The sequence below is a fragment of the Proteiniclasticum sp. genome, from assembly GCF_032054185.1.
Taxonomy (GTDB): domain Bacteria; phylum Bacillota; class Clostridia; order Clostridiales; family Clostridiaceae; genus Proteiniclasticum.
This window is the reverse complement of the sequence record NZ_DAMBTF010000008.1, coordinates 32,043-46,727: the sequence shown is the minus strand read 5'-3', so window position 1 is coordinate 46,727 and position 14,685 is coordinate 32,043. Positions and strand designations below refer to the sequence as shown.

The following is a 14,685-nucleotide window of genomic DNA, read 5'->3' as shown; positions in this document are numbered from 1 at the left end:
GAGGACATTTTTTTGAAAAAGCGAAGAACTTTCAGACGGCAAGTTGATCAGATGTTCAGAAAACCTAGAGATGTCGGATTCCTTTCTAAGGTATCTCTTCTTCTTGTGACCACTTTTTTGTGTCTTGCACTCATAATGATTTCCAGGGGCATCAAAAAACACTTCGTCAAGGAACTGGAAATCAATGCGAATAATCTCGCATTCGGATATAACCACAGTCTGACAAAAACTGTTGAGGCCAGTAATGTGGTCTCTCAGCTGATCAACGAAAAACTTGAAATAATTTCAGGATTCATTTCCAATTACGGTCAGGGCCTGACCAGTGAAGATCTCAAGAAAATCGCACTGATGATCAGTGTGGAGGAAATCGATATTTATGGAGACAGCGGAGAAATCAGACTGTCCAACGTGGATGAATATATCGGATGGATTCCGCCAGACAATCATCCCGTGAGAAATTTCATCTTATCAGGCGCGACTTCCCATATCGATCCCATCAGAGACAACACCATAACCGGTCATGCAGTCCTATATGGCTATGCCAGAATGGAAGATGGACAGATCGTCCAGGTGGGCATCAATGCAAAAGTGCTTCAGAATCTCATTCAGGAATTTGAAGTGAATGACCTGCTGAGAGAAATGCTCACCCATAATAATGTGGAGTATGTCAAATACATTTCCGCGTCTAGAGTCATTTTGGACAGCAGCAGCGGAGAAGAAATCGGGAACGTCCTGCCGGAAAACAGTCAGGAAGAAACCCTATACGATGCCATAGGAATCGGACTCTTTCAGAGCGTCCAGCCTAAGGATTATTTTGATGTCTACGAACCGGTCTATATCAACGGACAGAATGCCGGAGACCTTGTCATCGGTATATCTCTTGAAAACACCAGAAACGCGGTAAAAGAACTGAACAGAAGCGTTACTGTGGTGCTCATCATGCTGTATCTTGCAGCTCTCCTGATGATCCATCTTCTGAATTCCAAAAACAGGAAGCTTTCTTATCTTGCCTATGAGGATGAACTGACAAAACTGCCCAATCATAAATATCTGCGAAGAATCCTGAGGTATGAACTGAACAAAAGTCCAAGGGATAAGATTGCCCTTGTTCTCATCGACATCCCAAGATTTACAAGGGTCACCATTGCAAGGGGGTACGAGAAGGGGAACGTCATTCTTCGAACCATCGCAAAGAACATTGAAGCACTGAATATCCCGGGGGCGGAGCTTTTCCGCTACTCCGACGAAAAATTCATGATGCTCATCAAAAACTACGATTCGAAGGAGTCGCTGATGGGGATGATGGATGCTTTAAGCAGCGCAATACCCATGGAAGATGGAGAGAATATCGAAAAGAGATTCAGAACGCTTACCTTCGGTGCCCTTGAAGTCACGGAAAAATACAGACGTGTCGGGGAAGCTCTAGTGGATGTGATGATTGCCATGGACAATGTAAAGGAAGATGGGGCGAAACCTTATGCTTTCTTTGATGAAGCCATGGAGGAGCGCATAAAAAGAGAGAATCTCATTGACAAGGAACTGAGAACAGCCATAGAAAATCCTCATGAGGAGATCATCTATCTTGCGTTTCAGCCTATTGTCGACAGCAGATCGGAGAATGTTGCAGCATTTGAAGCACTGGCGAGAATGAATTCGAAGTATTATGACTTCGTACCACCGCTGGAATTCATCGAAATAGCCGAGAAGAACGGTCTTATGGTCCCTCTCGGACAGATCATCCTTGAAAAAGCTCTGGACTTCATCAAGAATTCGGATGATCAGGGATATTCCGTCAGAATAGCGGTCAATATATCCGCCATACAGGTGCTGCAGGAGAACTTTGTGTCCATGGTCAAAAAAGCGCTGACAAAGAGCGGTGTAAAGCCTTCTGATCTTGAGCTGGAAATTACAGAAACCGTTTTTCTCAGCAACTATGATCTGGTGAACAGAAAGCTCGGACAGCTGAAAGAACTGGGCGTCCTTATTGCCATAGATGACTTCGGAACTGGCTATTCCTCGTTTGCAAGGCTTAAGGAGCTGCATGTGGATACCGTAAAGATCGATCAGTATTTCATCGGCAGAATATCAACCCTTTCTCCCAAAGAGCTGATCACAGGCGACATCATCAATATGGTGCACAAGTTCGGCCTGAAGACAGTGGCGGAAGGTATTGAAACGCAGAAAGAGAGAGACTATCTGAGGGACGCAGGCTGTGATTTCCTGCAGGGGTATCTCTACAGCAGACCGCTTTCTGAAGAAAAATCATTTTCCTATATTAAATGTCACAGCATCATGGACGATAACATAACTATAGAATCAGGAAAAGCAGAGAATGGTATGCTTAGCTGAGTCTATACTGAAGGAGATTAGATATGGGCATTAACTTGCTTAGTTTTACATATAATTCTGAACATCTTGTACCGGCAGCGGGGCTTATCTTACTGGGACTGATCCTATTGCATCTGTACACGAATACCAAGCAGCACAAACTGGTGGAAAAGTCGAAGAAGTACATTGCCATGGGCATCGACTTTTTCAATGATGATGAACGCTATCTGGCGGTAAAAGACAAAAATCTGAGATATTTTCTTGTGAATAAAGCGATGGCTGGTATTTATGAGGATATTGAAGTGGGTTTTCACGGCAAAACCGATGAAGATATATTTCAGCCTGAACTTGCAGCGAAGCTTAAGGCTTTGGACCTTAACGTTCTTAGGAGCGGAAAACCTCATCAGGAAGACATCAGCTGGAGAGAGAAGACCTACAGAATCAGGAAGTTTCCTCTGATACTGCCTGACGGCACTGAGGGAATCGGAACCAATGGCATCGACATTACCGATGCGGTGAACAGACGCAAAGAAAGAGAGAGGATCATCAGAAGAAACGAGATTCTCATTGATGTCTTCACCCGTGATTTTTCGTCCTCCCATGATCAGCTGGATTATGTCCTTAAGAAGGCTCTGGCACTGACTGAGTCCACCTATGGATACATCTATCTTTACAGTGAAACTGAAGAAGCCTTTACCCTTGAGAATTTTGCAAGAAACGGAAAAATCGTATCTCACAGCAGAATCAGGAAACAGATCTACAGGCTGGACAAGATGGGGCTATGGAGCGAAGCGGTTCATTACCGTAAACCTATGATCTATCATGAACCTAAGAAAACCACGTATGACTTGAATGCTTCTGGTAAAGAAAATGTCACTTACTTCAATATGATGACGGTCCCTGTAATCATCGAAGAAAAAGTTCTGGCAGTGGTGGGTGTAGCGAACAACATGTCCGGATACACAAATACCGATGCAGAGGAGCTATCCCTTCTGATGACTGGGGTCTGGCATGCCAAGGAGAGGAAAGAAACCGTTACGGCTCTGGAAAGAACAAACAGGAGCCTGGCAGAGAACAAAGACAAGCTGACCCATATCCTCAATTCCTCAGCTGATGGCATCTACGGGATGGATGTGGAGGGGAACTTCACCTTCATCAATAAAAGCGGACTGCAGATCCTGGGTTATGACGAGGCGTCTTCACTCATCGGAAAGAACTGTCACCAGCTGATTCACCACAGCAACAGAGATCTGGAAAGAATCCCTAAGGAAAAGTGCAAGATTTTTTATGCGATTTCAAGAGGAGATGTTGTCACGGAAGAAAACGAAGTGTTCTTCAGAAAAGACGGATCTTATTTCCCGGTACGCTACTCAGCCCATCCTCAGATTCTTAATGGAGAGATCATCGGTTCTGTGGTGACCTTCACAGACATCACCATGAGAAAGATTCATGAGGAGAATGTTCTGTATCTCAGCTATCATGACGCGCTGACAGGACTCTACAACAGAGCTTATCTTGAAAAAGTGTATGCGGAGCTTGAGCAGGAGGTCAATCTGCCCCTCAGTGTTGTGGTGGGTGATGTGAACGGACTGAAGCTTTCCAACGATATTTTCGGTCACAAGAAAGGTGATGACTTTCTGCAGCGTATTGCACTCATCATCAAAGGCAGTACAAGAGAAGAAGATCTCCTGTTCCGTGTGGGGGGAGACGAATTCTATCTGTTCCTGAAAAATACCAGAGAAGACGAAGCGAAAATCATCATGAACAGAATCTCGGAAGCCATCTCCAGTGAAAACTTCAATGGGGTAAAAGGCAGCATTGCCCTTGGTGTATCCGTTATGGAAAATATGAATATGTCTCTTGAAAACACCATGAATGATGCCGAGCAGAAGATGTACAGAGAGAAGACACTCAAAAGGAAAGAAGAGAGCTCAAGACAGCTGGAGTCATTCATCAGCATTATGATGAAGAGAAAAGAAGACAGGCTGCATGCGGAGAAGACAAGAGAAATTGCGCTTTCCATCGGCAAAGCGCTTTCTCTGCCTGAAGAAGACATGATTATATTAAGGGATGCGGCTTATCTTCATGACATCGGCAAAATACCCCAAATCATGCAGAAAGAAGGACGTTCAGGTTTCATGCCAACCAGAAAAGATCATGCCATCATCGGCTACCGTATTCTGAACTCTTTTGAAGAGACCATGGACATTGCAAGAGTAATCCTCTCGCATCATGAGAAATGGGACGGATCGGGTTATCCCAAAGGACTGAAGGAACAGGAGATTCCAAGACTTTCAAGAATTGTCACAGTTGCCGAAAGATTCGACAGGCTGACATCAGAAGATCCGGATTCACCTGAAAAAATCAGTGAAGCCCTCATGGATATGAAAAAAGATGCCGGGGTGACACTGGACAGGGAACTGGTCGAAGTGCTTGCAGAAATCTTTGAAGATAAGAAAAGGGTTGGATAGACGAAGTAAGGGGACAGTCTGATGTAACCCGTATAAACATTCCTACGATTCATACTACGAAGGTGACATCATAACTGATCAGAAAATCAGCAATATAGGTTAAATAACAAGAACTTATCATGAGTTGTCATGGATTTTGAGTTATGATATGTTAGAATATGAAATAGGTAGAATGTATAATGTTTCCGCTTTCTCAGAAAAATAGATGGATATCAGCTGAGTGCGTGAACACTTCGAATGGCATGTACAGATAGGTATTAATTGACAGAATTATATGGACTAGTATTTATGAGCTTAAAGGTAGGGCGGTATTATGGGGACACAAAGAAAATTAAGTAAAACTTATCTGGGATTATACTTTCTGGCTTTTGCCGGCTTTACAATCCTCTTTCTTGTTGTCGGTTTTACGATGTTTCAGAGTCTCAGAGACTACGCCATGAAGGACATTCATGAAGAGGCGGTCAGTACAGCCAGAAGCTATTCCTATACCATAAGAAAGAATATGAAGGCCAGGGAAGTGGTGAATGAACTCATATCCCACAAGATCCTTGCTGCAGGAAGCGTTCTTGTGAATGAGAACAGAGTCGCTGCAGCAGATCTTGAAACCATGGCAAGAGAACTCAAGGTTGACAGCATTGATGTATATAATCCGGAAGGAAGAGTCATTAATTCTGCATTTCCGGGAAACCTCGGGTGGTCCGTATATGAAGGCCATCCGGTGAATGATTTCTATACTTCCGATCTGAAAAGCATGATCGGCGGAATACGGGTAAACACCATTTCAAACAAAGAATTCCAGTATGGATACTTCCGGATGGAAAACGGAGGTTTTATTCAGGTCGGTGTTTCAGCTGAAAAGATTTATGCCTATTCGGATGATTTTGAACTGATCAATGCATTCAATGAAATCAAAGAAGAGAACGGCAGCGTCTATCTCTCGTTTCTTGACAGAAGCAACAGAATCCTTGCCAGTTCCGAAAGCGGCAAGGTGGGGACCGTCATAACCGACCCGGAAGTTCAGAGCGTGATAGAAAGCGGCGTGGAGAACGGCCTTGTCACCTATGAAGATGGGGAAGAAATCTATCAGGTATTCGTACCCATCTACAAGGAAGGGGTCAAGGTAGGAACCTTGTCCATCGGAGAGAGTACTGCTTCGGCAAAGGAGCTTGCACAAAAGCTGTTCTTTATCTGGATTGTGGTCATGATCTTTGTCTACGGAGTGTTTCTTCTCCTGATTTCATCAGCCTACAAGAAAAACAAAGACCTGATTCAGCTTGCCTATTTCGATCCCAAATCCGGGCTTCCTAATCATACCTATCTTAAGGCTCTTCTACTTAAAAGAAGGAAAAATCAGGTAGAAGAAAATAGGGCCATCATTCTTGCGCATAATAGTAAGTACCTGATGAATCAGTCAGTCAACGGATATGAGTACGACGGAAAAATGATCAGGGATATGGGTAAGATCATCCCGAAACTGGCCCAGTTCGATGTAAAAGTATTTGCGTTTACCGAGGACAAGTTTATCGTTTATGTTGAGGGCTACGAGACCAAGCAGGATCTTGTTGATTTTGTCGAAGAAGTCGTCACGCTCTCCAGGCACTGTTTCAATGTGAAAGGGTCACTGGAGTATCTCAACATGAAACTTGGCATAACAGAAATCACAGAACCGAACCTGACCCTTGATCAGCTGATCAAGGAGGCTTCCGTATCACTCTACAGTCTGGATGTCAACGACAATCAGAGCTACTCCTTTTTCTCCCTTCATACCGGTCGCAAGCTGCAGATGGAAGAGATTATAGAGGAAGAACTGAGAAATGTGATTGAAGATGATACGAATACTTCATTTCATCTGGTGTACCAGCCCATCGTTTCTTTGAAGGATGCATCCATTATGTCCTTTGAATCATTATCGAGATTCGTCTCGAAAAAATATGGGGAGGTTCCACCACTGAAATTTATTGAAATTGCAGAAAAGAGAAATCTCGTCGTACCCCTTGGCAGTATGATCTTCACAAAAGCCTGCAGATATGCAAAGAAGCTTCTGAGCAATGGGTATGGCCATATCAGAGTAGCTGTAAATATCTCTGCAATACAGATTCTTCACGATGATTTCATCGACGACATCCTATCCATCATGGAAAAAGAAGGCATAACAGGAGAGAACATCATTCTTGAGCTGACAGAATCTGTACTCATGGACAATTTCGATGTGGTCAACCTTAAGCTGAAGAAACTCAGGACTTATGGAATAAAGATCGCCCTGGATAATTTCGGCACATACTACTTATCGCTACTGAAGCTAAAAACACTGAACGCGGATATTCTGAAGATCGATAAATCCTTCATCGACCCCATTATTCCTGGAGACACCAGCGGATTCATCACAAAAGACGTGATTTCACTGGCACACAGAATCGGATTTACAGTAGTTTCTGAAGGGGTAGAACAGGAAGCACAGGTTGATTATCTGTATCATAACGGGTGTGACTACCTTCAGGGATTCATCTGCAGTGAAGCTGTACAGGAGCAGGAAGCAAACCTTCTCCTGATCACAAATCCCAATAAATGCTGGCCTGCAGTGGCAAAAAGAAAACTGAATCAGAGTGAGCTAAGGAAGGTAGAAGAGCAGGAAGACTTAGGCGACATGGAAGTCATATAGCAGCAGAGCAGACGACATTTACGGTTAGTGATGTGTCCTGCACTGCTGCGTTTGCGCATCTTTCATAATAATGTCATTGATGATGGCTACATTTATAATACGCTTCAGCAGAAAGTTGAGGAAAATTATTATTATTTGAATAAAATAATATATTCATAACTAAATCTGATGTATAATCATATTATTGTATAGTTATTACTGAGCAAACAGTTTGTCATTTATAGTCTTAAAATAATCTTTGACGTTATATACCAAATTCTGATAGATGACACAATTTGTCGGAAGAACGATCTCTGTATTCAAGCAATTTAGAGATTTATCGGCATAAAACCCAAGGTGAGTAGATGACGACTTCTGTTAAAAAGTAATAACGCAGAGAAATAGGTTTATCTTCAAGGGGGGCACACATGGATCCACTAATACTGATCTATATATTCGTTTTCGGAACACTCATCGGATCCTTTTTAAACGTTGTCGTATATAGACTGCCAAGAGAAGAATCACTTAGTTTTCCGCCTTCTCATTGCCCGTCATGCAGCACCAGACTTCAGTTCTATGACCTGGTTCCTGTTATCAGCTACCTTTTTCTGAAAGGGAAATGCCGAAGGTGTGACGAGAGAATCTCATCAAGATATCCGATTGTCGAAGCCCTGACGGGACTGCTCTTTTTATATACTGTCTATCATTTTGGATTCACAATGGAAAGTCTGGTTTATATTCTTGTCATCGGACTTTTAATTCCCATATTTCTAATCGATTATGATCACAACATTATCCCTGACAGTCTGAACCTTGGCATTTTCATGGTTGCACTGCTTATGGTGATCATCAGAATGGTTTCTGGAGAATATGGATGGAACGATCTGTTCTTTCATTTTTTCGGCCTTTTAGCAGGTGGAGGATTTTTCTTCTTCATTGCTATGGTTACAAATGGTGCAATGGGCGGTGGCGATATAAAAATTATGGCTGCTCTGGGCTTTCTTTTTGGCCTATCCCATACACTGGTTCTGATGTTTTTTTCGTTTATATTAGGAGGAATCTTATCCTCAGCCCTTCTGCTTCTTAAGATCAAGAAGAGGAAGGATTATATACCCTTTGGTCCATTCATCTGTATGGCCGCATTCATCACCATATTCTGGGGAGATGCAATTATTCACTGGTATTTGTATACATTATAAGTAAGGGGGAATGACAATGTTTGCGAACAAGAAAGACAAGATCGTTATAGAGATCGGTTCAGGATGGACCAAGGTCATACTAGGCTCATGTCTTGGACGGAAAAAGAAAAACGGTCGAGTCAATGACTCTATCAGAATCAGGGAAGTTTTTTCTCTCGAAACACCTAAACTTCACAGGAATGAATTTGATGTCATTGCGGAAGAGGAAAAACATTTCCAGCCAGGTTTTGATAAAGCTGAACTGATCAGAGAGCTGAAAGAAATTATGCGTACAAAGAGAATCAAAGCAGAAGACGTGATCATCACCATAAGCGACAAGTCGGTCATTTCAAGAGAAATGATCCTGCCTAAGGTTGATCAGGATAAACTTAAAGGGATAATCAGTTTTGAGCTTCAGGAATTTTTACCCATTGATCCGAAAATGTACATTATTGACTTTAAAATCATCGAGCAGATCAGAGTAGGTGAAATAGAAAAGTATAAGCTGAACGTTGCAGCACTTTCTAAGGAAGAGGGACAGCTCTATCATGACCTGGTTCATGAACTGGGAAAAGAACCCTTTGCCCTGGATCTTACCTCAAACAGCATTTCCAAGCTCTTTGACAGTGACAGAAGCATTAACGGTACAGTCAGAGAAATCGAGAAGAAAACTATTGCCTATATTGATATCGGATATTCAAACATCAAACTCCACATCATTGAAAAAGGCGTTCTGAAATTTACAAGAAATATCGATGGCGGCATGAAGCCGCTCCAGGTAGATAATTCAAAGATTGTTGAAAGCGATCACTCCATTGAACTTATCAAAAAGTGGATCGGATCACTGGAGCAGATGTTCAAGTTTTACACCAGTAGAGAGACAGAGCGAAAAATTGATCATGTGTTTCTTCTGGGTGGCGGGGCATTGATCCCTAATATCGATCAGCACTTCAGTGATAACATGGGTGTGTCGGTAGAAATCATTCAGGAGATTGAAAACCTTGAGCTTCAAAAGGAATCTTTTGACTGTTCGGTACCCGTTTATTTAAATGCGATTGCATCCTTAATAAGAAGGTAGGTGAAGTGAATGAAAGATTTTAATTTTTTTGATGAGCTCAAACAGAAAAAGAAAGCGAAAACTGCGCCTTCCACTTATGTTGCAGCAGTCGCAATGTTACTGGCGCTTTCGCTGGGTATAGTATCTTACTTATACATAAGCGAGCTCAAAGCACTGGAAGAAGAAAAGATTGCACTGGAAAACAGTCTGAATGAACCGTCACATAAAGCGAGCTATGAAGAAGCTCTGCTTCTGAATGAACAGGTGCTGACAACTGAAGCTGAGATGCAGGAGCTGGAAGTGATTCACGACAAAATACTTGAATCACGAATTATTGACAATCTTCTTATTAAAGAAATCGCCATAGCAAAGCCTGAGGCTTTAGCCATTACATCAATCAGCTTTACAAAAGAGGGAATCAATCTTGCAGGAACTTCCATCAATAAAGATCTGATCGCAAGATTTGAACATAATCTTAGGGCAAATGACCGTTTCACAGGATCATTTATCCCTGTGATACAGAAACTGGATAAATGGAAATACAGCTTTACGCTGAGCATGTCATTTACCCAACCGATACTAGAAGAAGAGGAGGTTGCTGCTAATGGCGAGGGATAAACAGACAAATGCAAGAAAAAAACGTTTTACCACTAGAGAGACCGTTCTTCTCCTATCCCTTGTAGTGGTTGCTGTAATCTATTTCTATACCAATTACTTCTTTCTGCCTACACTGGATAAAATCAGTCAGACTAAGGTCGGCAATGATACGCTGATGGTAGAATACAATTCGAGAATAGCTCTGATATCACAGAAAGATCAGCTTGCTGATCAGCTGGAAGAGAACAACAGGCTTTATAACACATTCAAAACTCAGTATTATAAAACAACCAATCAGGAGCACTTCATAAAAGTTCTCGAGCTTGATTTTATTGACAACAATGATCTTAATATTGCTAGTCTTTCCTTTAATCAGGCTATGCCTCTTATTGAGTTCAACAGCACTGAAGAAAGTGCAGTCTCTCTGCACAGCAGTATTGTGACCTTTCCCTATGAAGGAAGCTATGAAGGACTTATCGAACTGATCCGCAGACTGGAAAATAATAAACAGCTGATCAGAATCAATTCACTAGATATCATTCAAATTGATCCTACAACTACGCAAACAGAAGGTGTTCCTGTTCAGACTGAAAATCAGAATGAGGTAATCTATCAGGGGAACATCACCATCGAGTTTTTCATTATCCCACAGGAATACAGATTTCCTTGGAATGTCGGAGTACCTCAATACGACAAAGCTTCAACATACGAAGGTAGCCTGTTTTTCTATGATGATGGCGGCCTTGTGCCAGCACCAGTTGTCGAAGAAGTAGAAGAGCCAGTGACAACTGATCCGGAAGATCCGGATGAAACAGATGAGCCAGTTGAAGAAACACCGGTAGAAGCGGAAGAGCCGGATGATACTGAAGAACCGGATGAAGTTGATGATACACCTAAAACCTATATTGTGAAGCCTGGCGATACACTATTCAGCATTTCCATGAGATTCTATGGCTCCCAGTACTATGTGGACGATATCATGCTTCTAAATGGAATTGAGGATGTCCGTTTTGTCCCAAGCGGATTAAAGCTTAGACTACCTGCAGTTCAATAATAAGTACTTGATCATTTTGCAATGGACTGTCGACCCGGTAAAAACAACAAGAGTGACAGGTATATAGAGAGTTCTTGACCTGAATGTTAATGTAGAGCAGATAATGTCTATCCAAGGTAGAATTATGCTATTAATATGAACAGAATGTAACCATAAAGGCGGATATTCATTATCTCTTTATACTACTTATAGAATAATTCATAATAATTCTTTTAATCTATCATTACTGCGTGTATAATGTGAATATAACATTAATAAATTAAAAAAATGAACGAATCGTCATTAAAAATGAAATTCTTTCTTAAATTGATAGATTTTGTCAGATGCATGATAACATTTAGTTTTGTCGTTTCACATTCAACATTTATTGAATTTACATAATAAGACAGTATAGATTAAGAGGTGAAAGCATGGCCACTAAGAAAAAACTTGGAGATCTTCTCGTTGATTTAGGACTATTCAGTGAGAGTAATCTTAAGGCAGTGCTGGAAGTCCAGAAGACAACAAAAAAGAAACTTGGAGAAATTCTAATCGAAGAAAAATATCTTACTGAACAGGAGTTTTTAGAAGTTCTGGAGTTCCAGCTGGGCGTTCCTTACATTGACCTTGACAGATTCACAGTCAATTCAGATGCGCCAAAGCTGATCAGTGAGAATCTGGCGAGAAGACATACAATCATTCCTGTAACATACGATGATGTCTCAATAAATCTGGCCATGAATGATCCTTTGGATATTTATGCCATTGATGACGTCAAGCTTGCAACAGGTCTTGAAGTCAAACCGCTTATAGCCGGAAAAGGCGCAATTATCGATGCCATTGACTTCTTCTATGAAAAAGAAGGGGCACAGAAGGCTATAGACGAGTTTAAGCGGGAATACGATGAGAGCGAACTTGAGGGTCTCGATGAAGAGATGATGAACGACATCAACAACGCCCCAGTGGTTAAGCTGATTAATTCCATCATCAATCAGGCTGTAAAACTTAAAGCCAGTGATATACATATAGAACCATTTGAAAAGAAGCTCAAGGTGAGATGCCGTGTAGATGGAGATCTCATTGAAGTGATGAGTCCATCCAAGGCTGCACATGCAGCAATCGTGACTAGAATCAAGATTATGGGGAAAATGGATATATCTGAACGCAGAAAGCCTCAGGATGGACGTATGGAGAAGACCGTCGATGGAAGAATCATCGACATGCGTATTTCAGTACTGCCCACAGTATTCGGAGAGAAGGTCGTTATCAGAATCCTGGACAGAGCTAACTTCTTAATGAGTAAACAGGAACTGGGATTTACAGAGAATAATCTGAATCTGTTTGATAAAATGATCAGAAATTCTAATGGGATTATTCTGATTACTGGTCCAACGGGTAGTGGTAAATCGACCACACTTTATACCGTTCTTGCTGAAATGAACAGCGTTGAACGAAACATTGTAACGGTAGAAGATCCTGTGGAATACTCCCTTGATGGAATAAATCAGGTTCAGGTCAACCCAAAGGCTGAGCTGACATTTGCTTCAGGTCTTCGTTCGATACTCAGACAGGACCCAGATATCATCATGGTGGGAGAAATTCGTGACCCGGATACGGTTAACATTGCAATTCGTGCAGCGATCACCGGTCATCTGGTCCTGAGTACCGTACATACCAATGATACTGCAAGTACAATTTCAAGACTGCTGAATATGGGCATTGATCCTTATCTGATCGCTTCCTCAGTTGTGGGCATTATGGCCCAGAGACTGGTGAAAAAGATCTGTACCAACTGCAAAGTCTCTATGGAAATTGATGAAAAAGTAGCAGTTCTTGTTGGAGTTGAAAAAGGTACAACGATCTATAAAGGAGAGGGCTGTTCCAAATGCAATGACACGGGAACCGCTGGTCGTACAGCTGTTCATGAAGTTATGGTTGTTGATCGAGAAATCAGAAATATGATCAATGAAGGTAAAAGCATCGACATGATTAAGGATAAAGCAGTTGAATCTGGAATGAACACCTTAAAGGATGCGTGCAGAGATCTTCTATTAAACGGTAAGATTACCGTTGATGAAATGCTGAAGATTACTTATAGTACTGAAACGTAAGGGTAATCGATTACGAAGAAATCTGCAAGATTCAAATTACATAGATTGAACGTTGATAATAAGAGCTGAGACCAAATGGAGGTCATTGAATCGAGATGAAATCTTACTTTGGTTGAGTGAAGGGCATTAGACAAGTACTTCATGGCTCACGAATAGCGGGAAAGGAGTGTCGAAACTGTCTAATCGACAATTGCATTTTGATCGATATTAACGAACTGCTTAAAGAAGTTATGATAACCGGTGCATCGGATCTGCATATCACCGTAGGTATAAAACCTACTATAAGACTTAATGGTGATCTGACAGAAATGGATTATCCGAAACTGACACCGGAAGATACCGAATATCTTGGTAATCAGGTCCTCACAGAACGTCATAAAGAGGTATTCAATACTAAAGGCGAAGTGGATTTATCCTATACTTATACTGGAATCGGACGGTTCCGTGTCAATGTTTTTAAACAGAGAAACAGTATGGCCATGGCTTTTCGTTCCATTCCGACAGAAATTCCAACCATCGAAAAGCTGAAACTTCCTGATATCCTGCACACTTTAGCAAACAAGCGAAGAGGAATCATCCTAGTCACAGGACCGACGGGTAGTGGAAAGAGTACTACGCTTGCAGCGATGATTAACTATATCAATACGACCAGGAGAGAGCATATCATAACGCTGGAAGATCCCATAGAGTATCTCCATCGTCACAGTCAGAGTGTGGTCAACCAAAGAGAAATCGGTTCAGACTCGATGTCTTTTTCCAACAGTCTGCGTGCAGCCCTTCGTCAAGATCCGGATGTAATTCTTGTCGGTGAGATGAGAGATCTCGAGACCATCGGAACGGCACTTACGGCCGCTGAAACGGGTCACCTGGTTCTAGGTACGCTCCATACGGTAGGCGCAGCCAAAACCATAGACAGAATCATAGATGTATTTCCTCCATTTCAGCAGCAGCAAGTAAGAGTACAGCTAGCGGGTGTTATTGAAGGTATTGTTTCACAGCAGCTGATTCAGACTACTGATAAAAAAGGAAGAGTTGCAGCTCTTGAAATTATGGTTCCGACAATGGCAATCAGAAACCTGATTCGAGAAGGCAAAACGCATCAGATTCAATCTAGTCTCCAGACTGGAGCAAATCTAGGGATGGAAACTATGGATAAATCCCTTGTGGATCTTTACAATAGAGGGCTGATCAGCAAGGAAAATCTTGTTAAGTACTGTGTTGATCTTGAAGCGATCAAAAGATATACGAATGTCTAAATGTCAAAGAAATACT

General features: G+C 41.8%; 9 protein-coding genes. All 9 read left to right on the top strand.

Annotation, left to right across the window (positions count from 1 at the left end):
* Positions 1 to 12: 12 nt before the first annotated feature.
* The 9 genes from RTX25_RS06150 (at position 13) to RTX25_RS06110 (ending at position 14,669) form a co-directional block, all read left to right on the top strand.
* Complete coding sequence (locus RTX25_RS06150) at positions 13 to 2,349, top strand: GGDEF domain-containing phosphodiesterase (RefSeq protein ID WP_312651813.1); 2,337 nt, start codon at positions 13 to 15, stop codon at positions 2,347 to 2,349.
* Between the two features lie 23 nt (positions 2,350 to 2,372).
* Positions 2,373 to 4,799 (top strand): diguanylate cyclase, encoded by a 2,427-nt coding sequence (locus tag RTX25_RS06145; RefSeq protein ID WP_312651811.1) that lies wholly within the window; start codon positions 2,373 to 2,375, stop codon positions 4,797 to 4,799.
* A 313-nt stretch (positions 4,800 to 5,112) separates the two neighbouring features.
* Complete coding sequence (locus tag RTX25_RS06140; protein ID WP_312651809.1) at positions 5,113 to 7,458, top strand: bifunctional diguanylate cyclase/phosphodiesterase; 2,346 nt, start codon at positions 5,113 to 5,115, stop codon at positions 7,456 to 7,458.
* A 407-nt stretch (positions 7,459 to 7,865) separates the two neighbouring features.
* On the top strand, positions 7,866 to 8,636 hold the full coding sequence (locus tag RTX25_RS06135) for a prepilin peptidase (RefSeq protein WP_312651807.1): 771 nt from the start codon (positions 7,866 to 7,868) through the stop codon (positions 8,634 to 8,636).
* Between the two features lie 16 nt (positions 8,637 to 8,652).
* Positions 8,653 to 9,693, top strand: coding sequence for a pilus assembly protein PilM (pilM, locus tag RTX25_RS06130; protein ID WP_312651805.1), 1,041 nt, complete (start codon positions 8,653 to 8,655; stop codon positions 9,691 to 9,693).
* Between the two features lie 9 nt (positions 9,694 to 9,702).
* Positions 9,703 to 10,290 carry a PilN domain-containing protein gene (locus RTX25_RS06125; protein WP_312651803.1) on the top strand — a complete coding sequence of 196 codons (588 nt, stop codon included), beginning with the start codon at positions 9,703 to 9,705 and terminating at the stop codon, positions 10,288 to 10,290.
* Positions 10,277 to 11,323, top strand: a complete 1,047-nt coding sequence (locus tag RTX25_RS06120; RefSeq protein ID WP_312651801.1) for a LysM domain-containing protein — start codon at positions 10,277 to 10,279, stop codon at positions 11,321 to 11,323. Before RTX25_RS06125 ends, RTX25_RS06120 begins: the two co-directional genes overlap by 14 nt.
* 410 nt (positions 11,324 to 11,733) lie before the next feature.
* On the top strand, positions 11,734 to 13,413 hold the full coding sequence (locus tag RTX25_RS06115; RefSeq protein WP_312651799.1) for an ATPase, T2SS/T4P/T4SS family: 1,680 nt from the start codon (positions 11,734 to 11,736) through the stop codon (positions 13,411 to 13,413).
* 197 nt (positions 13,414 to 13,610) lie between these two features.
* The gene (locus RTX25_RS06110; protein ID WP_312651797.1) at positions 13,611 to 14,669 is read left to right on the top strand and encodes a type IV pilus twitching motility protein PilT; all 1,059 of its coding nucleotides are present in this window, start codon (positions 13,611 to 13,613) and stop codon (positions 14,667 to 14,669) included.
* Positions 14,670 to 14,685: the final 16 nt, after the last annotated feature.

Excerpts from the sequence above, each read along its gene's own strand:
- RTX25_RS06145 (WP_312651811.1), top strand. The coding sequence starts at position 2,373 with ATGGGCATTAACTTGCTTAGTTTTACATATAATTCTGAACATCTTGTA.
- RTX25_RS06140 (WP_312651809.1), top strand. The coding sequence starts at position 5,113 with ATGGGGACACAAAGAAAATTAAGTAAAACTTATCTGGGATTATACTTT.
- RTX25_RS06135 (WP_312651807.1), top strand. The coding sequence starts at position 7,866 with ATGGATCCACTAATACTGATCTATATATTCGTTTTCGGAACACTCATC.
- pilM (WP_312651805.1), top strand. The coding sequence starts at position 8,653 with ATGTTTGCGAACAAGAAAGACAAGATCGTTATAGAGATCGGTTCAGGA.
- RTX25_RS06125 (WP_312651803.1), top strand. The coding sequence starts at position 9,703 with ATGAAAGATTTTAATTTTTTTGATGAGCTCAAACAGAAAAAGAAAGCG.
- RTX25_RS06120 (WP_312651801.1), top strand. The coding sequence starts at position 10,277 with ATGGCGAGGGATAAACAGACAAATGCAAGAAAAAAACGTTTTACCACT.
- RTX25_RS06115 (WP_312651799.1), top strand. The coding sequence starts at position 11,734 with ATGGCCACTAAGAAAAAACTTGGAGATCTTCTCGTTGATTTAGGACTA.